15 protein-coding genes and 1 tRNA gene are annotated in these 26,233 nt (G+C 60.0%); 8 read left to right on the forward strand and 8 right to left on the reverse strand.

What is annotated here, in order from left to right:
- Positions 1-101 precede the first annotated feature (101 nt).
- The 3 genes from G3M56_RS02740 to G3M56_RS02750 all read right to left on the reverse strand — a co-directional run bounded on the left by G3M56_RS02740 (position 102) and on the right by G3M56_RS02750 (position 3,481).
- On the reverse strand, positions 102-1,346 hold the full coding sequence (locus G3M56_RS02740) for a hypothetical protein (protein ID WP_164363105.1): 1,245 nt from the start codon (positions 1,344-1,346) through the stop codon (positions 102-104).
- A gap of 48 nt (positions 1,347-1,394) precedes the next feature.
- Positions 1,395-1,814 (reverse strand): response regulator, encoded by a 420-nt coding sequence (locus G3M56_RS02745; RefSeq protein ID WP_164363107.1) that lies wholly within the window; start codon positions 1,812-1,814, stop codon positions 1,395-1,397.
- 71 nt (positions 1,815-1,885) lie between these two features.
- Positions 1,886-3,481, reverse strand: coding sequence for a PAS domain S-box protein (locus G3M56_RS02750; RefSeq protein ID WP_164363109.1), 1,596 nt, complete (start codon positions 3,479-3,481; stop codon positions 1,886-1,888).
- A gap of 236 nt (positions 3,482-3,717) precedes the next feature.
- Between G3M56_RS02750 and G3M56_RS02755 the strand changes: the two genes are divergently transcribed.
- The gene (locus G3M56_RS02755) at positions 3,718-5,646 is read left to right on the forward strand and encodes a glycosyltransferase family 4 protein (protein ID WP_164363111.1); all 1,929 of its coding nucleotides are present in this window, start codon (positions 3,718-3,720) and stop codon (positions 5,644-5,646) included.
- Between the two features lie 30 nt (positions 5,647-5,676).
- Here G3M56_RS02755 and G3M56_RS02760 read toward each other — a convergent pair whose 3' ends face one another.
- The 3 genes from G3M56_RS02760 to G3M56_RS02770 all read right to left on the reverse strand — a co-directional run bounded on the left by G3M56_RS02760 (position 5,677) and on the right by G3M56_RS02770 (position 12,465).
- Positions 5,677-5,919 carry a hypothetical protein gene (locus G3M56_RS02760; protein ID WP_164363113.1) on the reverse strand — a complete coding sequence of 81 codons (243 nt, stop codon included), beginning with the start codon at positions 5,917-5,919 and terminating at the stop codon, positions 5,677-5,679.
- A 351-nt stretch (positions 5,920-6,270) separates the two neighbouring features.
- Positions 6,271-11,853, reverse strand: a complete 5,583-nt coding sequence (uvrA, locus tag G3M56_RS14230) for an excinuclease ABC subunit UvrA (RefSeq protein WP_164363115.1) — start codon at positions 11,851-11,853, stop codon at positions 6,271-6,273.
- Positions 11,854-12,027: 174 nt separating this feature from the next.
- Positions 12,028-12,465, reverse strand: a complete 438-nt coding sequence (locus tag G3M56_RS02770) for an acyl-CoA thioesterase (RefSeq protein WP_235203550.1) — start codon at positions 12,463-12,465, stop codon at positions 12,028-12,030.
- A 90-nt stretch (positions 12,466-12,555) separates the two neighbouring features.
- Here G3M56_RS02770 and G3M56_RS02775 point away from each other — a divergent pair, with 90 nt between their 5' ends.
- Both G3M56_RS02775 and G3M56_RS02780 read left to right on the forward strand, forming a co-directional pair.
- The gene (locus G3M56_RS02775) at positions 12,556-14,454 is read left to right on the forward strand and encodes a hypothetical protein (RefSeq protein ID WP_164363118.1); all 1,899 of its coding nucleotides are present in this window, start codon (positions 12,556-12,558) and stop codon (positions 14,452-14,454) included.
- Positions 14,455-14,537: 83 nt separating this feature from the next.
- A complete protein-coding gene (locus G3M56_RS02780; RefSeq protein WP_164363120.1) occupies positions 14,538-16,133 on the forward strand; it encodes an NAD(P)/FAD-dependent oxidoreductase in 1,596 nt (531 codons plus the stop codon).
- Between the two features lie 615 nt (positions 16,134-16,748).
- Here the strand turns inward: G3M56_RS02780 and G3M56_RS02785 are convergent.
- Positions 16,749-16,822: transfer RNA gene (locus G3M56_RS02785), tRNA-Pro, on the reverse strand.
- Positions 16,823-16,939: 117 nt separating this feature from the next.
- Complete coding sequence (locus G3M56_RS02790; protein WP_164363122.1) at positions 16,940-19,066, reverse strand: adenylate/guanylate cyclase domain-containing protein; 2,127 nt, start codon at positions 19,064-19,066, stop codon at positions 16,940-16,942.
- A gap of 274 nt (positions 19,067-19,340) precedes the next feature.
- Between G3M56_RS02790 and G3M56_RS02795 the strand changes: the two genes are divergently transcribed.
- The 5 genes from G3M56_RS02795 (at position 19,341) to holA (ending at position 26,173) form a co-directional block, all read left to right on the forward strand.
- The gene (locus G3M56_RS02795) at positions 19,341-20,813 is read left to right on the forward strand and encodes a DUF58 domain-containing protein (RefSeq protein WP_164363123.1); all 1,473 of its coding nucleotides are present in this window, start codon (positions 19,341-19,343) and stop codon (positions 20,811-20,813) included.
- A complete protein-coding gene (locus G3M56_RS02800; RefSeq protein WP_164363125.1) occupies positions 20,810-23,035 on the forward strand; it encodes a transglutaminase-like domain-containing protein in 2,226 nt (741 codons plus the stop codon). Before G3M56_RS02795 ends, G3M56_RS02800 begins: the two co-directional genes overlap by 4 nt.
- A 229-nt stretch (positions 23,036-23,264) precedes the next feature.
- Positions 23,265-24,017, forward strand: a complete 753-nt coding sequence (locus G3M56_RS02805; protein WP_164363127.1) for a hypothetical protein — start codon at positions 23,265-23,267, stop codon at positions 24,015-24,017.
- A 302-nt stretch (positions 24,018-24,319) separates the two neighbouring features.
- Complete coding sequence (locus G3M56_RS02810) at positions 24,320-25,015, forward strand: toxin-antitoxin system YwqK family antitoxin (protein ID WP_164363129.1); 696 nt, start codon at positions 24,320-24,322, stop codon at positions 25,013-25,015.
- A gap of 33 nt (positions 25,016-25,048) precedes the next feature.
- Positions 25,049-26,173, forward strand: a complete 1,125-nt coding sequence (holA, locus tag G3M56_RS02815) for a DNA polymerase III subunit delta (RefSeq protein WP_164363131.1) — start codon at positions 25,049-25,051, stop codon at positions 26,171-26,173.
- The last annotated feature ends 60 nt before the right edge of the window (positions 26,174-26,233 follow it).

A 26,233-nucleotide genomic window follows, 5' to 3' on the forward strand; every position in this document is an offset into this window, starting at 1 on the left:
TCTGTATTGCCCAGTTTCATCACGAGGATGAGCGCGGTTCGCGCCTTGCGTCATTCGAAAAAGCTCTCGGCCATTTCGCCAATTTGGTAGTTCAATTGGTATCACTCGAAGGCATTGAGAACGCCGACCCACGCGGTGTCTTCGAGTTGTTCGGTCAGTCGGTCGATTTTCTTCTGCAGTTTGTTGCGGGATTCTTCGTCGGTGGATGGGCCGGCGTCGGCGAGCTCTCTGGTGGCGAACCGTTGCATCAGATCGAGACCTTCGATGTAACGTTGAGTCTCTTCATTCTCACAGGCTGTCCATTGTGATTTGAACCGCGCTTTTTGGGCTTCGGTCATGCGGACGGGGCGCAGCCAATGGAGCCAGAGTATTGCTCGCTCCGTGTTGTCTGGTGCCAAGGACTCGACCTTGCTGAGCGCGCGGTCGACGAAGCCCCGGACTTCCGCCGAACGTGAGACACCCTCGTTGCTGTAATAGTGTGCAGCCATGAAGACGAATGCGTCCTCGTAGTCGTCCGGGTTGCCGTTTTTGCGACCAGCATCCGTTAGGCGCAGCAGGGATCCTTTCGGTGCTTTTTTATCGAAGCCCTTGCTGACGCTTTTGCGGCCGGCTGTGTTGATCCCCACCGAGCAATAGCTGACGGGAACCGCGCCTCCCGATCCATTCAGTTCACCGCAAAAGCTGATGTATCCTTGGAACCTGCCAATCTTCTTGTGAAGCAGCATCAACGCGTCCATCCCTGAGCCGTAACCGGCACCGAAGAGCCGCTCCGGATCGACGGGAAGGTTTTCTTCCATCGAGGCCAGCCAGCTTTCGGCCAGATCTGGGGCTGCGCTTTTCATGAGGCTGCCTTTGGCCTCCGTGTTCATGACCACCGGCCACCCGGCGATTTCCGCGCCACGTGCCAGACGCTTGAGATGTTTGGTCTGGGCTGTGGTTTGAGTGATGTAGCAGACGGTGGGAAGTTTGGTGTCTGGCAGCGCCGATCCGGGCACGTAGGCGACGAGGTAGGTCATCTCCCCCGCGGGGATTTCGTCGATAAATGTCCCCTTTGGCTGTTGGGTGGGTGTGGAATTGGACGCCTCCCCGGGCGCCTGTGCCGGGGCTCCTTTGAAATGCTGCTCGAGGAACTGTTGGTCCGCTGGGGAGAGTTTTTCCAGCGGGACTCGGAGCAGGTCGCCTGTGGCGGATTCTAAAATAACATCGCCGGCGTCGATCCCGTGGGCGACGGCGGCGATTTGAGTTCCTTGAGAAGAGGTCCAGGTGCGCGATGCAGTGGGGGCGCTGATGACACTGGATACGCAGAGCAGGACGGCGGAAAGCCGGAGGGCTGCTTTGGTGATCATCCTGCGATCACAACACGCCGCTTAAAATATAACAAGTGTCGATTACTGCTATTTGTTTTCTTCGACGGGGTGTTTGCCCTTTTTGGCGTCGACGTAGAGAGCGGATTCGATGCAGTGGGTGAGGGTGACCATGTCGACGGGTTTGCCGAGCATGCGCAGGTCGCCGCTTTCGACGACGGAGTTCTCGCTGATTTCGCCCTTGGCCACCAATGCGGTGAGCATGATGATTGGGATTTTGGCGGTGGCTGGGCGTTTGCGCAACTCGGCGACGACGTCGCCTCCGTCCATGCCTGGCATGACGATATCGAGCAGGATGAGGTCTGGGAGGAAGACCTGGGCGGTTTGCACGGCGTGTGGGGCGTGGTTGACCTCTTTGACCTCGTATTTTCCGGTGCCCTCAAGATTGAGTTTTACCAGACGGGTGAAGCCGGCTTCGTCGTCGACAATGAGAATGCGTTTTTTGACCATGGGGTTTTCCTCCTATGTGTTGAGTTTATCAGGTTATGGAGAGAATCGGAAGCTGTGATGCGGATGGCGGCTCAGTCGGTTGGGTTGTTCTCGTGATCGGCCGATTCGTTACTCGAGACTTTCATCATGATACGAATGGCGGTGCCCGCTCCGACTTTGGAGAATACGTCAATCCAGCCATTGTGGAGGTCGATGATCTTGCGGCAGATCGAGAGGCCGAGTCCGGTGCCTTCTCCTGTGGGTTTGGTAGTGAAGAAGGGATCGAAGATACGCTGCAGGTTTTCGCTGGAGATGCCGGGGCCCGTGTCTTTGATGGTGATGGTGGTGACGGTGTCGCCGGTGCGCAGGTGGTCCCGTGTGCGGATGCCGGCGTCGTAGGGCAAGCCGACCAGTTGCTCGGTCGAAGTACTGATGGTGAGTGTTCCCCCCGAGCGGCCCATTGCCTGGATGGCGTTGAGAGCCAGGTTGACCACCACTTGCTCGAACTTTTGGACGTCGACCCGCATTTCCGGTAGATCGGGTGCCAGGTCGAGCTCGAGGTCGATGTGGTCACGTGTGAGCTCGTGGCGCAGGAAGGGCAGGCAGCTTTCCACGATGAAGTTCATGGTCACGTGGTGGAACTCGAGCTGGCGGTTGGCCGAGAAGTCCACCATTCCGTGAACGATGGCCTCGGCGCGCTTCACCGCGGTGCGCATTTGTTCGAGCACTTCCTCCAAGTTAGGGTCTACTTCCTTCGGCAGGTTGCTCATGTATTCGATCCCCATCAGCATCATCGCCAATGGGTTTTTCACCTCGTGGGCGACGCCGGCGGCGAGGCGGCCGATCGATTCCATTTTCTCCGCCTGGATGAGCTGGAGCTGGATCAGCTTGAGTTCTTTGTACGCATCCTCGTACTTGCGGCTAAGTTTGCGCAGTTTCCGCTCCGCCTTGATCCGCGGGGTGATGTCCGCCGCCATCCCGCCGACGCCTGTGAGAAAGCCTTTCTCGTCGTAGAGCGGGAAGGCCCAAGTCAGCGAGACAAACTCGCGGCCGTGCGCGATCATGTGGTCTTCAAACTCGTGGGGCTTGCCGCTTTGTGCCACTTCGGCGTCGTGGTCGAGCATCTTGGTGGCGCGGTCTTTCTCGAACAAATCGTGGGGTGTCTTGCCCTCGATTTCGCGGCGGGTGATGCCCCATGCTTCTTCGGCGCAGCGGTTGATCAAAGTGAAGCGGCCATTGAGGTCGCGGGTGTAGATCAGGAAAGGTGCGCGGTTCATGATCCGGTTGAGCAAATCGTAACCGGCGGCAGGTCCCGTCCCCGACTGGTTCCCCCTGCGGAACGAGGCGACTTCCACCACGATCACTCCTTGTACCGGCCGTCCTTTGACTTGGGCGTAGACGGTGTCGCCGCTTTTGGCGAGGTAGCGCTTGGTTTTGTGGTATGTGCCGAGGCCGGCTTTGATAATCGCCTGGGTGTCACGGATATCGGCGGTCCTGTCTTCCTTCTTGGTTAATTTGAAGTTGTTGTTACCGACCAGGTCCTCCGGCTTCTCGTAGCCTAGCATTTCGGCGAACTGTCGGTTCATCGCCAGAATTTCCCCCTCCTTGGTGATGATCTGAGCAGGGGATGGTAACCAATGGATCCAATCAAAATCGGGCTTGCCTGCGGATGTGGGGGACGGTGGCATTGGTTGGTTTGAGGAAATCGGGCGGAGGGGCAGTGACGGCCTGACGAGGTGCCGTAGGATTGGTCAACAAATCCGTGCAGGCTTCATGTGAAGATTACGCTTCAAAGGATCTTTCAGGATATGCTGGATATTTATTGCGGAAGATAGGATGGTGTTGCTCGCGCGGCGCAGGCCATCCGATCAGGTGGGTAGTCGTGACCAGAATTATCCAATTTGATCATCCTTTCCAAGTTCCTATGAGTCAGCGTCGGATCGCCTATCTTTACTCTCGCTACCCTGTTGTTTCGCAGACGTTCTGCGATTCCGAGATGTTGGAGCTTGGGCGTCAGGATGTGGATTTGGTGGTGGCATCGATTTGCCCGCCGAAGGACAGTTTCCGGCACGAGCGGTTGAATGATTTGCAGGCGCCGGTTTTCCATCAGCCGGGCACTGCGGTACTCAAGCGCCTGGAGGCCGAGGCGCGGGCCGACGGATCATGGCCGCAGGAAATGATCGATCGCCACGAGCGCGAGTACGGGCCGTCTTATAAAGCGGCGACGCGGGCGCGCAATGCATTGTACTTTTCCAAGTTGTTCAAACGGTTGGGCGTGTCGCACTTCCACGTGCACTTTGCCAACCGAGCGACCCACACGGCTTTGTTTATCAAAGCAATCTCTGGCATTACCTTCAGTTTTACCCCGCACGCCCAGGACTTCATGGTCGACTTGGGGAGCGATGATTTGTTGCGCGAGATGTGCCGCGAAGCAAAGTTCGTAGTCGCTGTCAGTGATTTCTCCCGTAACCTTCTGTGCGAAACCTGTCCCGACTCGTGTGATAAAATCACTCGCATCTATAACGGGATCGATCCCGAGGGCTTTCCTCTGGCATCGCCCGGATCGGAGTGGGCCAACGGGATGCCGCTGCGCATCATCAGTGTCGGCCGCTTGATCGAGTTCAAGGGCTTCCGCCATTTGATCGATGCGGTGGCAAAGCTCAAGCAACAGGGAATCCCAGTCGACTGCCGGATCATTGGCGAAGGTCCGTGGCATGAGCGCTTGAGCCAACAAATCGGTGAGCTCGGGCTGGAGGATGAAGTGCAGTTGCTCGGGCGCCGATCGCAGGATGCAGTGAAGGCGGAGCTGCTGGCGGCCGATGTCTTCGCGTTGCCGTGTATCGTCGACTCCAAGGGCGCCAGTGATATTCTACCAACAGTCATCACTGAAGCGATGGCTTGTGGGTTGCCTATTGTTTCGACCCATCTCGTGGGAGTGCCGGAAATGGTCGATGATGGCGTGACTGGGTTCCTCGCGGAGCCTGGTAACAGCGACGAGCTCGTTGCGGCATTTACCCGATTGTTTGAGCGCCCGCAGTTGGCGTATTCGATGGGGCGTGCCGGCCGTGAACGCATGGAGCGTATTTTCGCGCTGAAGGTGACGGCGGGGCAGCTCAAAGAACATCTGATGGCCGCGGTTGCGGATGATGCAGCAGCCGGAACCCCAGCTGAACTGATGGTTCTAACGGATTCTCTGCCACAGGTCTCCGAGGATTTGGGCGATGCTGCGTTGGCTCAGGAGCTGAACTGGTTGCTGGATTGCAGTGGCGTGAATGTGTTGTCACTCACCGAGCAAGGCGCCTGTGCAATGCCGGAGCCTCTGGCACGTCACATTGGCGAACGCCTGGAGTTTGTGCCCGATGGCATGGTGCTTGAGATGGAGTGGCGCAGCCGGACCGAGTGGCGCCAGCAAATGGAAAACCTACGCTGCAGCCTTCATCAGGCCATCGATGGCGAGACCTTCTTGCTTCACGCGCGGCGTGCGGTCTGGCTCGCGCAGGCCATCGAGCGCAACGGGGTGAAGCGTGTTCACGCCTCGCGGTCCGAGTGCGCGCTGGTGGCGTGGCTGGTTTCCCGTCTGATCGGCGTGCCGTTCACCGTCGGGGTGGAAGAAGGTGCCGCCTGGTCGTCATCGCTGTGGAAGCACATTTTGAAGGATGCCGACAAGGTATCCATCGCCGACCACCGGGTGGCGAAGAAGGCCGAACAAACCGGAACAGCCGACACCCTGCACCTGGCGGTCCCCGAGTTGAAAGTGAAGCGCCTCGGCCCGATCCGCTGGCGCCAGCAGGCACTTCCAATTGCTACTGAGACGCGCAAAGCCGCGTTGATGAAGTTTCTGTCCCTTGGTTAGGGGGCTCCGGATGTCGATTGATTCAGCTTTCTAGCGGTACCACACCACGGTGATGCCGTGGATGCTGCTGTGGAATGTCTGAATCTGGACGATCTCGATGTGTGGGTTGTGATTGATCCACGCTTCGGCTTGCGCGTGGGATCTCTCGATCAATCCATAATCAAACTCGATATTGCCGAGCCGGGATTTCATCACTTCTTTGAAGACAGCCCGCTGGATGGCTTTCACCATCGGGGTGTCCGACTGCTCTGGAAGAGGTGGTGGGGTATTCATGTGGGGGGATGGAACCACAGAGGCCGCAGAGAGCACAGAGGAATTGTTTGGAAAGAGGGGATGTCGCGAGGCTGCTGCTCTTCTAGTACCCTGAGTCAGGTTCGTGGTCGCTCCGACGGATTGAATGGCGCCGGGGACGTTGAGCTATCCGCAGATGGTATTGCTTCTAACTACAAAACAATCTGTGGAATCCGCGTAATCTGCGAATGGCCAAAAGCGACCACGGGTAGTGTGGTTGAAACCACAAAGGGCACGAAGCACACGAAGGATTTGAAGGAGGGGGATCCTTTGCGTCTTTGCGGCTCTGCGTGAGTATTTTAACGTGAGGCTGCGCCCGATGGGACGGGGGGCTTATTTCAAGGCGGCGGCGATGAAGGGGGCGGTGTGGGAGGTCTTTTTGGCGGCGACTTGCTCCGGGGTGCCGGCGGCGGTGATGGTGCCGCCGTTAGGGCCGGCGTCGGGGCCGATGTCGATGAGGTAATCGGCTTCGGCCATGACATCGACATTGTGTTCGATGACCATGACGGTGTGGCCGTCGTCGACGAGGCGGTGGAGGACGTCGATGAGTTTGGCGACGTCTTCCATGTGCAGACCGATGGTAGGTTCTTCGATCAGGTAGAGACAACCGGGAGCCTCGCGCAATTTGAGCTTGGCGTTGGCGCTGCGGCCGACTCCACGGATCAACTGTGCGACCAGTTTGATGCGCTGGGCTTCGCCGCCGGAGAGCGTCGGGCTTGGCTGGCCGAGCTGGAGGTAGCCGAGGCCGGTGTCGGTGAGCAGCTCGAGGGTGCGACGAATTTTCGGATGGGCGTCGAAGAACGCAGCGGCCTCCTCAATGGTCATGGCCATGACATCGCCGATGGACTTGCCATTGTAGAGCACCTCGAGGGTGGCGGAGTTGTAGCGCTGGCCATTGCACTCGTCGCACGGCACCCAGGTGGTGGGGAGGAAGTTCATTTCCAGCTTCACGCGGCCGTTGCCTTTACAGGCTTCGCAGCGTCCGCCTTCCGTATTGAACGAGAAGCGGGAGGCGGTGTAGCCGCGGAGGCGTGCGTCCGGGACGTTGGCGAACAACTTGCGGATGTCGTCGAAGACCTTGACGTAGGTCGACGGTGTGGAGCGCGAGGTTTTGCCAATCGGTGACTGGTCGACTTCGTAGACGGCGGTGAGTTGGTCGAAGCCGGTGGCGGACTTGCAGAGGTCGCTGAAGTCCGGCTTTTTCGTGGTCTTCTTCTTACCGGCGAGAGCCTGGGCGACCGGGTGGACGACGCCGCGCATCAGCGTGCTTTTGCCGGACCCGGAGACGCCGGTGATGACGGTGAGGCGCTTCTCCGGGATCTGAACATTGAGGTCCTGGAGGTTGCGCAGGTGGGCGCCGTTGATCTTGAGCCACCCTTGCTTCGCGGACTTGGCGGGGAGCTTGCGGCGGGTGCCGTGGATCGGGTGTTGCATTGGCGCCTTCATGTGGCGCGCCGTGGCGGAGATCCTCGTTTTGCGTTTGATCTGGGCGAGCGACCCGGACGCGACGACTTCCCCGCCGAGGCGGCCTGCGCCGGGGCCGAGGTCGATGATGTGGGACGCGCGCTGCATGGTTTCCTCATCGTGTTCGACGACGAGCAGCGAATTCCCCTGGGTGCGCAGTTGTTCGAGGGTGTCGAGCAAGTGTTTGTTGTCCTTCGGGTGGAGACCGATGGTGGGTTCGTCGAGGACGTAGAGGACGCCGCGCAGGTTCGACCCGAGTTGGGCGGCGAGGCGGATGCGCTGGGATTCGCCGCCGGAGAGCGTGGTGGCCGCGCGGTCGAGCGAGAGGTAGCCGAGGCCGACCGATTCCATGAAGTGGAGGCGCTGGGTGATCTCGGGCAGGATGTCGCGGGCGATGAGTTTTTCGCGTCCGCTGAACGTGAGGCTGGAGATGTCGGCTTTGAGTGAGGCGACGTCGCGGGTGACGAGTTCCGGTAGCGACCACGGGTGGCCTCCGCTTTCTGGCAGGCGCACGGCGCGGGCATTGCGGTGGAGGCGTGAGCCGCCGCATTGCGGGCAGGCGACGAGTTCCGATTCGGCGGCATTTTCGAGTCGGCGTTCCTCGTTGAGTTCTTCTTCCAGCACGGATTCCTCTCGGCCGGTGGGTTTGGCGAACGAGTGGACGAAGCCGAACCCTCGGCATTCGGGGCACCATCCGCGCGGTGAGTTGAACGAGAATGTGTTGGGCTCCAGGTCGTCGAACGACTCACCGGTGACCGGGCTGACGGCGCGGGTGCTGAAGACCTGAAGCGATTTCGAACGTCCGGCGAGCACGCGCAGCGTTCCTTTGCCGTGGAGCAGCGCGGTGGCGATTAGTTCGTCCATCGCGGTGACGGACAGTCCGCCTTTTGGAACCTCACCGATGACGATGTCGATGTCGTGGGTTTTGAAACGTTCCAGTGGTTGGAAGCCGTCGATGGCGGTGATTTTGCCATCGACCAGCAAATGGGTGAACCCTTTGCGGCCCGCGGCTTCCGCGACGTCGGTGTGGAAGCCTTTACGGTTGCGGATGACGGGCGCGAGCACCTTCAGCGACGCGGATTTGGCGAGCTCGTGGAGCTGTGAGCTTATGGCCGATTCCGACTGCGAGACCACAGGCACGCCGGACTCCGGGCAATGCTGGATGCCGACTTTGGCAAAGAGCAAACGCAGGAAATGGTAGACCTCCGTGACCGTACCAACCGTGGACTTCCCGCCTCCGCGCGAGATGCGTTGTTCGATGGCGACGGTCGGCGGCAGGCCGTCGATGTGGTCGACGTCCGGCTTTTCCATCTGCTCGGCGAACTGGCGGGCATAGGGCGACATCGAGTCGAGGAAGCGGCGTTGGCCTTCGGCGAAGACGATGTCGAAGGCGATGGTCGACTTGCCGGATCCGCTGAGGCCGGTGATGACGACGAACTCATCTCGCGGGATGTCGAGGTTGATGTTTTTGAGGTTGTGCTCGCGGGCGCCGTGGATCGAGATGGTGTTGGTTTCGGGTGGGGCGGCGTTGTAGTGGGCCTCGGATTCGGCGGCGAGCGAGCGGCCGTCGGTGAGGAGTTCGGCGAGGAAGCGTCCGGTATGGGTATCTCGCTCGGCGACTTCCTCCGGCGTGCCGGTGGCGACGACGAGGCCACCGTCGGCGCCGGCGTCCGGGCCTAGGTCGATGACGTGGTCGGCGCACTTGAGGACGTCGAGGTTGTGCTCAATGACCAGCAGCGAGTGGCCGGAGTCGACCATGCGTTGGAAGGCGGCGAGCAGCAGGCGGATGTCGTCGAAGTGGAGGCCGGTGGTCGGTTCGTCGAAGATGAAAAGTGTTTTGCGCGTGGACTTGCCCGACGGACTTTCCAGCAAGTGGGAGATGAGCTTGAGGCGCTGGGCCTCGCCGCCGGAGAGTGTGTTGACGGGTTGGCCGATACGGAGGTAGCCGAGGCCGAGTTCGCGCATCAGGTCGAGGGCGTCGAGGATGCGTTGAAGGTCGCGGTTGGGCTTTTTGTGACCGGCGCGTCCGGCGAAGAAGTCGCGCGCTTCGTCGGTGGTGAGCTCCAGGGTTTCGGCGATGGTTTTGCTGCCGAGGGTGAACTCGAGCGCCGCGCTGTGGTAGCGTTTGCCCTCGCACTCAGGGCAGACCACGAACAGATCGCTGAGGAACTGCATCTCGATCTTTTCCCAACCCATGCCGCCGCAGCGCTCGCAGCGTCCGCCGGATGTGTTGAATGAGAAGTAACCTGGCTTGAGATCCTGGGCTCGCGCTTGTGGTGTGTTGGCGAAAAGCTTGCGGATAGCGTCGAAGACCCCGAGGTAGACGACCGGAGTCGAGCGAGGGGTGCGGGCGATGGGCGTTTGGTCGACCATCACGACGTCGCTGAGGTTTTCCGTGCCGGCGAGCGAGCGGATGCGCCCTTGGGACGTGCCAGAGGCGGTGGCTTTACCCAATGCGGCGGCGATGTGCGGGTGGAGAATGTGGTGGACCAGCGTGGACTTGCCGGAGCCGGAAACCCCGGAAACCGCGCAAAAGACACCGAGCGGAATGTCGACGTTGAGCTTCTTCAGGTTGTGGCCGCTGGCACCATTGACGCGCAGCCAGTTCTTCAAGGTCGGACGTCGGCGCTGGGCGGGGATGGCGATCTCCGCGGTGCCGCCGAGGTATTGTGCGGTGAGTGATTTCGGAGTGGTGGCGGGCGAGAGCTTGGCCAATGGGCCGGAGAAGACGAGGTCGCCGCCGTCCTTGCCTCGGCCCGGACCGATGTCGACCAAGTGGTCGGCGGCGCGCATGACGGACTCTTCATGTTCCACGACGACGATGGTGTTGCCCTGGTCGCGCAGGCGGTGCATCACCTCGATCAGGCGGGACGTGTCGCGCGGGTGGAGGCCGACCGATGGTTCATCGAGAACGAAGAGCGTACCGGTGAGTGCGGCGCCGAGGCAGGTGGTGAGGTTGACGCGTGCGGTTTCGCCGCCGGAGAGGGTACGGGTTTCGCGGTCGAGAGTGAGGTAGGTCAGGCCGACCTTGGTCAGGTAGTTGAGGCGAGACTCGACGTTTTCGTAGACCAGGCGGGTGGCCGGGTCGTCCTTGGGCAGTAGCGGTGCGACTTCGTTGCGGAAGAACGGCAGCAGCAGGTTGACCGGCGTGGTCCAGACCTCCGGCAGTGTGAGGTCGGCGATGCGGAAGTTGAGCGCATCAGGTTGAAGGCGCGCGCCACGGCAGGCCGGGCATTCCGTGTAGTCGCGGAAGCGGCTCAGGAACACACGGACGTGCATCTTGTAGGACTTGGATTCCAGCCAATCGAAGAACCCACGCACGCCGTACCACGCCTGGTTCGCCCACGCGTCGTCCGGGTCGGCATAGCCGGGGTCGCCGTCGCGCACCCAGTCCTGGTCGTCTTCGTCGAGGTCTTCGAATGGAACGTCGAGATCGAGGCCGCGGGTTTTGGCGCAGCGGATCAGGTCGCGTTGGCACTCGCTGTAGGTTTCCCCTTGGAAGGCTTTGACCGCTCCCTCGCGGATACTCAGCGTGGGATCCGGGATGGCGCGGTGGATGTCGAGTGCGATGACCTTGCCGAAGCCGCGGCATTTCGGGCAGGCGCCGACCGGTGAGTTGAACGAGAAAAGCCCGGGTGTGGGTGGGTGGAGGCGGATGCCGCTTTCGGGGCAGAGCCAGTCGGCGGTGAAGCGTTGCTGGTCGCCGGACTTGGAATCGATGAGCACGGCTTCGCCTTTGCCTGAATGGAGTGCGGCCTCAATGGCTTCGAGCAGGCGCGTGCGTTGGTCGTCCTTTGAGCGAATGCGGTCCTGGACGACGAGCACTTCGGCGGGGAGACGCTTTTTCGAGTAGCTTTCCGGTTCATCCGTGCGCAGCACCTCGCCGAAGATGACGACGCGCAGCACGCCTTGCTGGTGGAGGAACTCGAAGAACTCCGCGGGCTCTTTGTCGGTGGGGGCGGGAACGGGAAAGGTGACCAGCAGCGCGCGGTCCTCCCATTCGTTGAGCGCGAAGCTGAGGATGGACTGGGCGGTGGCTGGAACGACTTCGAGGCCGGTTTGCGGGCAGTAGCCCTTTGCCAGCCGGGCGAAGAGAATCTTCAGGTAGTCGTTGATCTCGGTGATGGTGCCGACGGTCGAGCGGGACGTGCGGACGTTGTTGGTTTGCTCGATGGCGATGGCCGGTGGGATGCCGTCGATGCGGTCGACCTGGGGTTTGTCCATGCGGTCGAAGAACTGCCGGATGTAGGGCGAGAACGTTTCGACGTAGCGGCGCTGGCCTTCGGCGTAGAGTGTTTGGAAGGCGAGCGAGGATTTGCCGGAGCCGGATGGGCCGGTGACCACGGTGAGCTTGCCGACAGGGATTTCGAGGTCGATCCCGTTAAGGTTGTTTTGGCGGGCTCCTGTGACGCGGATGACGCGCTGCTTTGTGGGTTGTTTTTTGCGGGGCATCCGGTGGGGTGGGTGGTAGAAGAATATTACGTCTCGCGCGGCGGTTTCGGGCTGCTGGGTTGCTGGGGCTTTCTGGAGTGAATGGTGGCTGCGCTTCGAGGGATGGTGGTTTTTTCTGCGTAGCGAGACCTTCTGTCCATCATGTGAACCCTGACTAGTTCCCGAAGCGGGGGCTTACGCCGGATCCGAGCCAACGAAGCGTTGGGCCCAGTCGGCGGGAAGGCGCATTGGTTTGCCGGCGGGCATTTGAACCAGGGCCAGTGATTGGCGTGCGGTGACCAGCAGGGTGTCGTCCGCCTCGCGGTACATGCGGAACTCAACCCAGAAGCGTACGCGTTCCAGAGCTGCCAGGGTGCCTTCGATGCGCAGTTTGTCGCCGAGCTTGCCCGGGCGTTTGTAGTCGACTTCCGTGCGGCAGAGGACGGGGAAGACCTGGGAATCGGCCATCGAGCGGAGGTCCATGCCCATTTTGGTGGCGAGGTGGGTGCGCGCGGTTTCGATCATGCGCAGGTAGGCCAGGTTGTGGACCACGCCGCCGCAGTCGGTGTCGAAGAACATGACGTCTTCGTGCGTGGTGATTTCTGGAGTTTGAAGATCTGGCGAGGCTTGCATGAGGGAATCCTGTCTTATAGGTCTGTTTGTGTTCTTGACGGAGACCGACGAAATATGGTCGGTTGAGCAACTTAGCGATCACAATATTCCATGCAGCGAGTTTTTTCCAAATCCCTGATCCGGCCATCATTGGTAGTTAGTTTGTCCGCGTTGATGGGATTGGCGGTGGTCGAGGCTGGGTATGTTCGTCCGTCGGTAGAGAAGGGATTGTTTTGCAACGAGATGTTGACTTTGGATGTTGGTCAGCGGCGCGAGGTGGCATCGATTTTGGCGGCGCTGGTGCGCAATTTCCCGGGATCCAAGGCGGACGACAATGGAGTGCGTGCGCGGGCTGTGGCGATCGCTCTGAGGTTGGACCCGACGAACCGCGACGCGATTACGGCCAATGGGATGTTTGCGCGTGGTTTGCCATTGACCAAAGTCGAGGGGATGGGGTCGTTCACCGAGTTGACCGGAGATCTTAATGATTTGGTCACTTATTTGACCAGCGATTCTGCGACCCAGGAGGACCGGAAGCTCGGGCATTATTTGCAGGATATCGGATGGCGCGTGGACCCTAATGGTGCAGCTGGGCGCTCTTACCAGGTGTTGTTGGATGCCGGCAACGGCGTGGATTGGGATGGCATTGTGGATGCTGCGGTGGACGACGAGAACGCTGAAGGCTCGTCGGAAGGCGATGATGCCAAGTACGGGGGATTCGAGGATGATGCGGGTTTGGTGGTAGAGCAGAAGGAGTCGCCGCAAGAAGTGTTGCCGGAGAAGAAGTCCGAGCCGGAGGACTTGAGAGCAGACGGCTCTCGTTTGTTGCTCCCGAAAGCGGAGGTCTCGACCATGGTGTCGGCTCCGGGGCGTGGGTTTATGCCGGAGGTGACTACCTTGACGGTGCAGAAGAACACGCGCGAGTGGAAGTGGGTGACGGGCAAACGCAAGGAGGGGGATGACAAGAAAAACAAGCGGGGGAAAGCGCGGCAGGAGTGGGTGAGTGTGCCGCGTGATCAAGGGATGCGCATGGGGTTCGCCAAAGGACACAATTTCTCCAAGAGTTTTTGCAAGCGCACCGAGCGGGCGCTGCGCGAATTGCAGAAGACGTATAAAGGCTGGCCCAAGGGGCTGGTGGTCGAAGCAGAGGCCAAATATTACGGCAAGGTCAGCGGGTCTTTGGGTGCGCTGGCGGCGTTGGTAGGTGTGGATTCGATGATTTCCGGGGTGAAGCTGGCTCCAGACGTGGCGTATGTCGGGAGCTTTGATGAGGGGAACGGCAAGTTGATCCATCACACCGAGGTGCCGACGGTGTTGTTGCGTTTGGATGAGAAGGATTTGGATTCAGTCCGGCGGCTGGTGGTGCCTCAGGATGGGGAGCAGCTGTACGTGGACATTCTTGCATCGGCGAACCCGGAGATGGCGCTGCGGATGGAGGTGATGGGGGCGTCTGGGGTGCGGCATGCGACGCGTCTTGGATCGGAGGAGTTGGAAGAATCCGAGGCACGGGCGGTGGCGGAGTTTGCCAAAGTGCAGGCGTTGGACATGCGCTTCCGCGATTTGTTGAGCAACCGGTCGGTATTGGAGAAATTGCAGGAGGTGGTGGATTTGTGCCCGAGTCACCTTTCCGCGCGGGCATTGCTGACTGCGGCACAGATGCAGCCTTACGGGCGGGTGACTTTGCCAAGGGACCGCTCGGTGGCGGTGATGGTGGAGTTGCTACGGCCGTTCGGGCACATGGTGGAATATGAGTTGGACGCGATCCGCGCGAGTGCTGCGGAGGCGGAAGCCGTGTTGCTGAAAGAGCGGCTGTCCGTGGTGCGGCGGAAGTTGGACCGCGGGATGAGTCCGGTGGTGACGCTGGCGGTCGATTTCTCGGAAGCCTTTGAGAAGTTCACTTCGCGGAAGAACCGCTCAAGCACGATGGCGCAGCAGACATTCGAGCAGGCCGAGGCGTTCTACAAAGAGCTTCAGAAGGAGATCCAGACGCGGGGCGGGACCTTGCGTTAGCGCGCTCGCGTTTGGCATTATCCGGCCTGGTGCGACTCAAACTTTTTCTGGAGTAGCGCCCGATGTGGGCGGATGGTGCGGACATGATCAAGGAATGCGAGATTGCCCTGACCCATGACCGTGCGGATGACGAGCAGCTGTGGAAGAAGCGTGCCGCCCGTGCGTTGAAGATCCATCCGAACCGGATCACGGGGATCGAGCTGACCAAGCAATCGATCGATGCGCGCAAGGCGCCGGTGAAGTTCCGTCTGCGCTTGAAGGTGACGATTGACGAAGCCTTTGAGCCGACGCCTCAGCCGGAGGCGAACGAGCAGCGATATCCATCGGTTTCGGGGGGCGGGAAGCCGCGGGTGATCATTGTGGGGTGTGGCCCGACCGGGATGTTTGCGGCGTTGGAGTGCCTGCGCCAAGGGCTGCAGCCGGTGATTCTCGAGCGCGGGAAGGATGCATCGGCGCGGCGTTACGATTTGCGCCCGATTTTGATGGAAGGTCGGGTGCTTGAGGACTCGAACTATTGTTTCGGGGAAGGCGGAGCGGGGACGTTCTCTGATGGCAAGTTGTACACCCGTGCAACCAAGCGGGGCGATGTGATGGACGTTTATGAAACGCTCGTCGCTCATGGTGCCAAGCCGGATATTCTTACCGACGCGCACCCGCACATCGGCTCGAATGCATTGCCGAATGTGATCAAGTCGATGCGTACGACCATCCTTGAGCGCGGTGGTGAAGTGCACTTTGAGTCGAAGGTGGTGGACTTGCTGGTCGAAGGAAAGGGGAATGAGCGCAGGCTTTCGGGAGTGCGCACGGCTGATGGTAAAGAATGGCTGGGCGACGCCGTGGTGATCGCGGCCGGGCATTCGGCGCGCGATATCCTGCGTCTGCTCGATAGCCATCAGGTCACTCTTGAAGCCAAGCCGTTCGCGGTGGGCGTGCGGATCGAGCACCCGCAGCCGATGATCGATTCTGTGCAGTACCATCTGCCGCGCGGTGAAGAGCGTCCGCATTCGCTGCCGGCTGCGGCATACCGCGTGGCGTGCAAGATCGAGGGGCGTGGAGTGCACTCGTTCTGCATGTGCCCTGGTGGGTTTATCGTGCCGGCATCGACTGCTAACGACGAAGTGGTGGTGAATGGCATGTCTCTGGCCAAGCGGGACTCGCCATTTGCCAACTCGGGTTTGGTGGTGACCGTCGAGCCGGAGGATACTCTCGCGTTCGCCGAGGAGCATGGTGCGTTGGCAGGGATCGCGTATCAGTCGGCGATCGAGCATGCGGCGAAGAAAGCGGGGGGTGGTGGTCAGGCTGCACCTGCACAGTTGACCCGCGACTTCATGGCGGGGCGCATTTCAGAGGAACTGCGTCCGACATCGTACAAGGCGGGGTTGAACTCATCGCCGCTGCACGAGTTGCTGCCGAAGGGGATTGTCGATCGCATGCGCACGGGATTGAAGTTGTTTGGCAAACAACTGGAAGGTTTCATTGGCGAGGAATCGCAGATGATTGGATTTGAAACGCGGACGTCGTGTCCGGTGAGGGTTCCGCGTGATCCGGAGACCTTGGAGAGCCCGGATCTCAAGCGGTTGATCCCGGCGGGTGAGGGCGCTGGTTATGCCGGCGGGATTGTCTCGGCGGCACTTGATGGCATCCGCGTGGCGAAGGCCGCGAAGAAGCTGATTCATTAGGGCGTGGATTCGGACGTGTGCGACGTTCTCCCGCACCCTCTCAGGGTGCTGGGGAAATGCTCGCTGCGCTCGAGAGGTGTTGGTCAACCACAGGAGTGTGGTTGCTCCATCGGTTTGCGTGGTGCGGCGGGCGGGAGATCCTAACGGTTTCGCGTTGGAGGCATGTTCCGCCTCCTTATCTTTATCCTCTTCGTTATCCTTATCCACCGTCAGTGTGGCCCGGTCGCAACTGACAAAAAGAATCCTCGTAAATCCGGGTAATCTGCGGTTCCTCAAGAACGAACTGGGCTGAGCTCTGGAGTGGTTGCTGCGCTCCTTTGTGTTTGGGGGCGGATGGGAAACCGGCGGTCCGGAGAGGCCATCGGTATGTCCGTCGTGGATCTCGATTGGAGTGACGGTGTCCCCACCGTCGGTGTGACGTCGTCCTGCGAGTTGGCTAACAAGCCGCGAAATCTCCGTAGCAACCCACAAAAGAGAATCCTCGCAAATCTGGGTAATCTGCGGTTCCTCAAGAACGAACTGGGCTCAACTTTGGATGAGCTTGCTCCAGCGGTTTGTGTGGTGTGGAGCGTGTGATCCGTTGGTTACCTAGTGGCTGGATCAGGGCACAAAAAATCGGGGAGACAGGATTCGAACCTGCGACATCTGGTTCCCAAAACCAGCGCTCTACCAAGCTGAGCTACTCCCCGATATTGTCCGTCACCGTGAGTGGTGCGGGCGGCACATTGCGTCAGGATGACGGAGTGTGCAACTTAATTTTTGCCATCTTTTACGAGAATTTTTCGTGGGGTGGATTTTCTCTGAGCTCAGTGTTTGTCCAAGCTTATGACACCCTTCCACTTACGCGGAGGGCGGGTGACAAATCCTTGTGCGCCTTCGAGCATGGTGGTGACCAATCCATCGGTCGGTGAGGCTGAACGGCAGCGGTCGAAATGGCGGACAGCGCTCTCAAAATCGCCGTCGTTGAAGGATTTGAGACCGGCGAGGTAGTCGTCTTTGTAGGTCAGCCAGTGGTCGACCTTTTCGCTGCGCAGCACATCAAAGAGCGTGAGGGCTTCCGGGTTGCCGTGGATTTGAATGAATGGGAGCGGGCGCATCAGCGGTTGGACGTCCTCAGGAAGGAGGCTGCGCATGGACTCGGAGAGGATGATCTCCGAACTGAACTTATGGGTGAGCGCTTCGATCTGGCGCACGGTGCTGGCGGTGCGGCCGACGATATTGAGTTGGCGTTGGTTGTGCGGGCCGATTTCTCCGATGATGCACTCGCCGACGTGGAGGCCGATGCCTTGTTTGAGGGGCGGGAACTTGCGGCGCATCCAGTAGGAGTTGAGTTCGTCGAGTTCGTGGCGGATTTGGCGTGCTGCGTCGAGAGCTCGTGGGGCGGAGGATGCGGGAGGTTCGGCGTCGAGGCTGCCCCAGCTGGCGAGGATCGAGTCGCCGGGCGAGGTGGAGGTGATGCCGTCGTTGTCGAAGATGCAGTGGTTGATGTGCTCCAGGTACTTGTTGAGCTGGGTCACGCTTTGGCCCGGAGTGCGGGGCTCCACCACTTCGGCGAAGTCTTTGAGGTTGACGGTTAGCAGCGGCATCGGGCGACGGGTGCCGGCGAGGCTTTCGCGGTATGGGGATGGGCGCCGACGCACCTTGCGGATCAACTTTGGCGAGGTTTGGCGGCTGAGTGATTGAATCATCGTCCTGCGGGCGGCGCGTTGGGCCGTCATGTCGGTGACGATTCCCACCGCGGAGACGCAGCCGAGAGCGAACAACATACCGCTCCATGGAACGAGCTGGTTGCTGCGGTTGAAAAGAATCCATACCAACCCGAGGAGAACTATCGCGGCTAACAGGGCCGCTCCTGTGCGGTAGGCTGGGTTGCGGATGAGGCAGAAGAGAACGAGGGCAACCAGGACGCCGGTGATCAGAGGCGCGTGTTCCCATTCTGTGGGAAGCTCTGTGATGATGCCGCGTTCTCCGGCGAGCAGTGCGTTGAGCGAGCAGAGTTGGATCTGTGCGGGGGATGTCGGGCCGAGAGGCGTGTTGTGCACGCTGTGGTGGGCTGGCGTGATGAGCACCTTTTTCCCATTGAAGAATGTTCCGTTATCGAACTTATCCTGCCACGTGATTGGATCGAACAAATCGCTGAGTCGGTATGGCTGAAAAGGGGCGTATCCGGCGCCCTTGGGCGAATGGGTCCAGCGGATTCGGTGTGTTTCACTTGTGATATTCTCAAGTGCTATCTTGGAGCCGGCCAAGCGTGCCGCCATACTCAGCCAGATGTGCCTTTCGGGGTGGTCTCCGGGCTGGGCTTGGGTGTCGATGACGGGAAAGGAATGGAGGATGAGCCGCACGACGCCGTCGTTGCGGTCGGGGGGGAGCGTCATGACACCAAGATCTGCGGCGTCCGGAGTGAGTGGAATAATGGCCTCGTCGGGTACCGCGAGTACTGGGTGCCCGGCAAAGAGAGTGGACTGGGGGAAGGGGCCGACCTCAGCCGAGAAATAGGCGAACTGTTGGTGCTCTGCAGCCGTGACCGCGAGTTCGTGGTCGCCCTCCGGGTACTGTAACGACGGGCGGGAGATGGGGGCGGTGATGCCGACAGTTTGGGCTCCGGCGGCGTGGAGGCGGCGGATGGCTTGGGCCAACACGGCGCGAGAGAATGGAGGTGTGCCGGTGAATGGGGCAAGTTCCGGAGTGTCGCTTTCGCGGGGGATGCGATCGATTTCGATCAGGACGATTTCAGGCGCGGGTTTGAGTTGGGTTCCGAGGCGTGTGATCAAGTCTGCCCCGGCGTTGTCTGCGGTTAGCAATATCTTCCTGCCGATAGGGGTGAAGCAAAGGACGAGGGTCAGGAGGCAGGCAACGGTGCTGATGAGTACGACGGATCCTAGTGACGGAGTCGAGGGGGGGGGGCTCTTGAATGTCGGCAGTTGGTCCATGGACAGGAGGAGAAAACAAAGGAGACGTACCGGAATCCTACTAGAGAAGTAACGAATGCGAATGCGATTTCAGCTGCAAGGGCATCGTCATCTTTTCGGGATAATCGAATTTGCAAAAATTAGAACCGCCCGGACCAAGGGGGGCGAAGGTGTAGGCGAAAAGAGAGTGGCGCATTTGCTATCGGGTAGCTACCATGCGGAACCTCTGAAACCACGTGGGCTGGCGCTGTGAGCCGCGCTGGCGCGGAAAGCTTTGAGATGGATGGGACTGCCAATGACTAAAACTACCGATAAACAACAGCGTCGTGAGGGCTGGCTGTATCGTCGGATGGCAACGGGCTACGAGCGTGGGGCGCAAACCCGGCAGCATGTGATGTTGAGGGTGACTGCGTTGGGGTGGTGGACATTGGTGTTCATGATGGCGTTCGGGTTCTTCGGTCTCGATGCGAACCGAGCGTTGGCGTACATGCTGTTCACGTGGTTTTTCGGAATGTTTTGGGCAGGCTTTTTGAGCAGTTTTCGTTTGAGCCAGCGGTTGGAGGTTGAGCGGGTGTTACCTGGGGTGGCGGCGGCCGGCGGTGCGGTGAACTACAGGGTGGTGGTGAGGAACCGAGGGAAGCGTCCGTTGTTTGGTGTTCGGTTGGTCGATCTGGCGCCACCGATGGCGCCGGAGGGCGATGAGTTTTTCACCGTGGAGGAACCCGGGGAGGCGGAGCGCAATGCGTTTGACCGGTTCTTTCGTTACTATCGGTGGACGTGGCTGGCGGATCGTCGGCACGTGCGTGAGGACATTTGGAGTAAGCCCTTTGATATTGGTGTGGGGGAAACGCGTGAATTGGAGATGCGCTTTGTGGCATTGCGTCGTGGGCGGGCGGAGTTCCGGAAGTTGCGGCTGACCCGTCCGTCGGCATTTGGTTTGTTTCGTGCGTGGTCGAAGTTGGATGCGGGATCAGGTTCGGTCGTGGTTTTGCCGAAGCGATTGAATGGCGAGCCTCAGATGATCGGGCGTGGGTCGCGCCAGCAGATGGGGGGGGAGGTGTCGCAGGCGATGGTGGGATTGTCAGACGAGTTTCATTCCCTGCGCGATTACATGCATGGCGATTCGTTTCATCACATTCATTGGAAGAGTTGGGCGAGAACCGGTAAGCCAATTGTTCGTGAGTATGAGAATGTGTTTTATCCCAGGTATGGCCTGGTGATTGATTCGCAGTTGCCGGCGTTTCCGAAAGGCAGCGCGCACCGACTGACGGCGGCATTTGAGAATGTGATGGCGTTGGCGGCGACCTTGGCGTCGGACATGGATGCGCGGGAAACGTTCTTGGATGTGTTAGTGGCGGGCGAAAAGGCGATCCAGGTGGAATCAGGGCCCGGGCGTGCCAGCACAAGGCATGTGTTGGAGGTGTTGGCTGGCCTGCATCTGGAAGGTGGTGATCACGGGGCGGAGGGTGTCCGCACATTGGTGCAGCGGTATGCTCCGGCGATGACGGGATGCTGGGTGTTGTTATTGGACTGGGGAGGATGGCGCAAAGGGCTGGTAGAAGATTTGATGGTGCGTGGTGTGGAGGTGCGCGTGCTTGTGGTGCGCTCCGAAGGTGTGGACTTCACCGAAGCGCCGGACCCTAATGATTTGGCGGTGCGGGTAGTGGATCAGGATACCGATCTGGACCGTGTGTTGTCCGGGTGGCCTGACCGTCCGCAGCGTGTGTTGGCAGGGAGTGTGAGTGACTCAGCGAAACCCGGAGCATGAAAATCAAAAGGCCAGCGAAGATTGATTACGTTGATCACGATCCTTCCCAGGAGGGCGTGATTCCGGCTGTGTGGTCGTCCCGGCAGCGGTTGCCGCTGGGGATGATGGCGGCGGCGGTGATGATCTGGGCCTACGCCACGGGGAACTGGATGTGGGGGGGGGTCGTCGGTGCGGGGTTGGAGGTGCTCAACTTTTTTTGGAGTCGGCGAATGCAGATTGCGTTCAAGACCCAGCGGCGGGCGTGGTTGGTGACGATTGTGTTCTTGTGGTGGCTGGGGATCTCGGCGTGGTTGGAAAACACACCGACCGAGGCGGTGAGGTTGGTGTTGTCATGGGCGCCGATGACTTTGCTGCCGTTGGTGGCGGTGGGAATAGCCGGGGTGCGCGGTGGAGTGCCGATGACGGTGTTTCCCTATATATTCCGTGCGCGGATCCGGCGGCATCATCGCAATGGTCGGAATTACCAGGCGCCGCGGTTTTCTCCGCATCTGCCATTTGTGGCGTCGTTGTTGCTTGGCGCGAGCTACGGATGGAGCCGCGACGTGGGAGACCGCTGGGGATTTTTGGTGGTCTCGGCATTGATGGTGACGTGGGTGTGGGTGGATGAGTCCGGGCGTTTTCGTGATCTGGAATCGGGGCGGGCAATCAGGCGGAGGTTGCCTGGGTTTGTGGTGTCGATGGCGATGGTATTGTGCTTTGCCTTCGCGGCTTCGTATGGGGTACAGCGCTTACATGAGTGGGCGGAAAGCGGCGGTTTTGGGTGGAGCGCCTCGGGCGGGCGCAACATGACCAACCGGGCGAGTGTGCAGCTGGGGGATGTGGGGGAGATCCAGTTGAGCCAGGACGTGATCTGGCGGCTGAAGACTCTGCAGGGTATTGCGCCCGATCGGGTATGTGATGGAGTGTTTGATTTGATCCGGACGTCGGTTTGGATCAACCGGACGCAGCGGCAATTCACCCGGATGGGGGATGTGATTGAGGGTGAGTATGTGGTGCGAGGAACGTGGCCATTGAGCCCGCTTCAGGCGTTGGGGAATTCGGGCGGGGGGAAGTCTCCAACCGAGGGTGGTGTGATCTGGCGCTATGAGATGTATGGCCAGGCAAATGATGATTTCACGGTGCTGCCGATGCCTAAGTCTCCGCTGTCGGTGAGTGAGCTGCCAGCGTATGAAGTCGAACGCAATGGCTTCGGCGTGGTGCGTGCGACATTGGCGCAACCCGTGATCAAGGCCGAGGTGATTGCGGCACCGATGCGGATGCCCCAGCTCGGTGCGTTGGAGCCGGATCTCGAGACCGACTTGGATCTGGGGCCGCGCTATGAAGCGTGTTTCAAGCCCTTGGCAGACGAGCTGGGGCTGCAGGGGATGAGCGACCGGGAGAAAATCGCAGCAGTGCGCGCGTTCTTCGGTGATGGGTTCCGCTATAGTTTGAGCGAGCGGCCGGATCAGGTGGAGGAATTTGTGACGACTGACAGGCAGGGGCACTGTGAGCTGTTTGCCACGGCGACGGTGTTATTGTTGCGTGCTGCAGGTGTTCCTGCCCGGTACCATACCGGGTTTGTGGTCGATGAGTACGATGCGGACGATGAGTGCTACGTGTTGAGGGGTGTGCATGCGCATGCCTGGGCGGAGGCGTGGATCGATGGTAGTTGGCGGGTCGTGGATACGACTCCGGCGGGCTGGCTTGCGATGGCGGGGGGCGATGCATCGTGGTGGCAGCGGGTAGGGGATCAGTTGCGGCTTTGGTTGCTGGATTTCCGTTATTGGCGGTCGAGTTTGGAGTCTTCGGCGTGGGCGAGCTATGTGCTGCCATGGGCGGTGGCGTTGGTGGTGGTGTACATTGCGATCCGAGTGTGGCTGGGAAGATCCCAGCTGTTGGGGGGGCGGAGTGAGGAGAGTGGCCGTTTAGTGGGAGGTGAGTTGGGGGATCACCGCGATGAGCCGACGGGGTGGGACCGATTGAGACCGGCGGTTGAGCGTGCTTTTGGTGAGATTCCCGCGGCACAGCCCGTGCGGCATTGGGTGGTGACCCACCCTGCGATTCCGGACCCCCTGCGCGCTCGGATGATTCGGCTGGTGCGAGCCCACTATCGGATTCGGTTCGCCGGGCACGACAGTGGAGAGGTCGAATCGGAAACGGCGGAGTTGGTCGATGGGTTGACCCGCGAGCTGGTGGCCAAGCCAACCGGAGAGCTTGCAAATGGGCGTATCAAGAGCAGTTGATTTGCCGATTCACAGCGAATCGGCGTGCCAAATTGTCACCTTCACTATAGAATGGACGATGTCTGGCGTGAAACCGGCATCAGTGGGTGCGGATTTCTGCCGAAATCTTACCGGCGGGACTAAGAAAATGGCATTGACAGCCGGTTATGGGTTTGAAATAAACGCAACTCGGCGAGATGGTAGCGTCTCGCCGAATCAACGCGCACTGTGACGCAGAGACTTTTTTATCATGAGCGACGATAATCAACCAACACCTCCAAAGCCGACTCCCCCGAAGCCGACTCCTCCAGCGGCACCGGCACCTCCAGCGCCTAAAGCGGGTGGCGTCGACAAGAAAACTCAGGCGGTTCAGTTGCCTCCGCAGAAGGAAACTTCGCGGATTCCAACCAAGACCCAGCGTGTTTCGCTTTCAGCCAAGCCTCAGTCCAAGACATCTGCAATTCCTCTTCGTAAGGAGACGGTGCGCATTACATTGAAGTCGTCGCCAGCCGAGCGTGCTGCCACGGCCGGGGTGGATGCTCCGGAGCCGAAGTCGATGTCCGCTCCAGTGGCACCGGCACCGGGTGTTCCGTCGGCAACGTCGAAGTCGCAGCCAGTGCCTCCGACCGCACCAGTGGCCAAGCCAGGTGCACCAGCTGCCGCGGCACCAACCGTTCAGCTCAAGAAGGGAACCACAGCTCCAGCTCCACCAGCACCAGGTGCCGCCACGCAGGAGTTGCCACAGGCCACCGTCAAGCTCAAGCAGACGCAGCCGCTTTCCTCGCCACCAGCCGCAGCCAGCCCAAGTGGTGCGGTCAAGGTGCTGCCAGGTGCCGCTGCTGCCGATCGCGAAGAGTCCGACACCGTCGCCATTGCCATTGCGGCTGTTGTGCTTCTTCTGATGGGCTTGGTGATCACATTCGAGTACGCCAAGAGCAAGGTGCCTGACGTGACCAACGCGCAGATCCTTGAGAAAGGCTGGACCGAACTGCTGAGCCAGTAATCCGCCTTAACTCGAAACTCACCCTCAACCCGTAGTTATCATGGGAACCGTTATTTTTGTCGCTGTTGTTGTACTCGCCGTTCTTGCGCTTCAGTTCATGCTGTCGCGTGAAGGTAAGTAAACGAACGGCTGGTGATCCAGCCGGTTCAGCTAGAGACTAGCAACGATTTTTCGGGGCGCTTCCACTCATCGTGGGGGCGCCCCGATTTGTTTTTTGAGAGTGCTTACCGGGCCAGCTGGAGAGTATTACTTTTTTGGCTGAACTCTTGATCGGATGGGTGATCGGGCTACACTCCGGCACCATGATGATTGAGCGATTTTTGTTGGTTCCTGCCGTTTGTGCGGCCGCTGCCGTGGCCTTGGTTGCCTGCGGAGTGAAGAAGACGGAAACCGTTGAGTTGAATCCGGATGAGCTTGAAGTGCAGGCCCCGGCGCTGGACGAAATCACGTTGGTTCTCAAAGAGGACGGCAAGTTCTACCAAGAGGGGAGAAAGAAGCCGTTTGGTGGGGTCGATGTGGAAGAGCGCATCGAAGTGGATGCCGATGGCAACGAGAAGCGTTTCGTGATCGAGACGCCCTACCGCTCCGGTGTGATCGACGGCGTGAAGCGGACGTATTTCAGCGGTGGCAGTGTGCGTGAGGAACGCCATTACAAGAAGGGCAAGCCATTGCACGTGGTCGGCTATTACTCTGATGGCTCGAAGAAACTCGAACGACTGCTCAATGACCAGGACGTGGCGGAAGGGCCATCGAAACGCTGGCACCGCAATGGCACACTCGCCAACGAGGGCTCCTACGACGCACATGAAGAGCACCACGGGATTTGGAAGGAGTACGCCGAGGACGGCTCGCTCTGTGGTCAGTATGAGTGGGAGCACGGCAAGCTCAAGCGTATCATCTTCGAGACCGATACCCAGCGTGGGCGCCGTTTGGTGCATTACGGTGAGGTCGAAGGGGCGAACAACACACCACCAGCGGCCGGTGTGGCGCCTCGCTAAGTTGCTGTTCCGGGGGAATTGACCAATCAGGTTATGGCATCGTCAAAAGATCGTATTCTCGCATTCGTCGGCTCGGACGAGGCGCAGGTGAAAGAGGCCGCGCTGGCTGCTGTGCGGCAGCGCAGTCCGCAGGACGACGGCGGCATGGGCACCGACATTGTGGACGGTGGCTCCGAGAACTCGGAGGACGCCGCGCGCATCGTGCGTGAAGTGATCATGGCGTTGCAGACCTTGCCATTTTTCGGTGGTACCAAGTTGGTATGGCTGAAGAATGCGAACTTTCTCGGTGATTCGGTGACGGGTCGGGCCGCGGCGACGCAGGACGCGGTGAAAGAGCTTGAGGCTTTGCTGGCGAAGGGCTTGCCGGACGAGGTGTGTTTTGTGATCTCGGCGACGGCGATTGACAAGCGGCGGGCGTTTTACAAGTTTCTGCAGAAATCGGCGACCTTGGAAGTGTTCGACAAAGTCGACATTTCCCGCGAGGGCTGGGAGAGCAAGCTGGTGCCATTGATTGTGAAGCGTGGCCGGCGTCTGGGCCTCGATTTTGCGCCTGGGGCTGCCGAGCACTTTGTGATGACCGTTGGCGAGGACACCCGCCAATTGGAAAGCGAGTTGGTGAAGCTGCGTGCCTATTTGGGCAATGATGAGCGGCCCGTTACATCGGACGACTTGCGCGAAATTATTTCCAAGACCCGTGGAGGGATCGTGTTCGAGATCGGCAACGCGATTGGTCGCCGCGACTTGCCCAAAGCGCTTCAGCTGCTCGAGCATTTCTTGCGTCTGGGCGAAAGCGCCGTCGGTATCATCCGTGCGGCGATTATTCCCAAGATCCGTAATCTGCTGGCTGCGCGTGATCTGATGGACCGCCACCGCAACCTGCCGTGGAACAACTACAACGCGTTCCAAGCCGCACTGGAGCGCCTGCCGGAAAGTGAAACCGCTACGTTGCCACGCACCAAGCAAGGCAAGCTGTCGGTGTACCCGCTTTTCCTAGCGGCGGGAGAGGCCAAGAAGTACTCGTTGAGCGAGTTGGCGAACGCACTCCGTGGCTGTCTCGATGCGGACTACCAGTTGGTTTTCAGTTCGACGCCGCCGAAGCTGGTGTTGTCGCAGTTTTTGATCAAGACCCTGGCCCGCACCGATAAGAAGGCGGGTTGATTATGGCCTAATCGATCCCGCTATGGGCGGAGGAGCAAGCTCAACTCTTGAGTCGATGGC

Origin of the sequence: Sulfuriroseicoccus oceanibius, assembly GCF_010681825.2 — a bacterium.
Lineage (GTDB): Bacteria > Verrucomicrobiota > Verrucomicrobiia > Verrucomicrobiales > SLCJ01 > Sulfuriroseicoccus > Sulfuriroseicoccus oceanibius.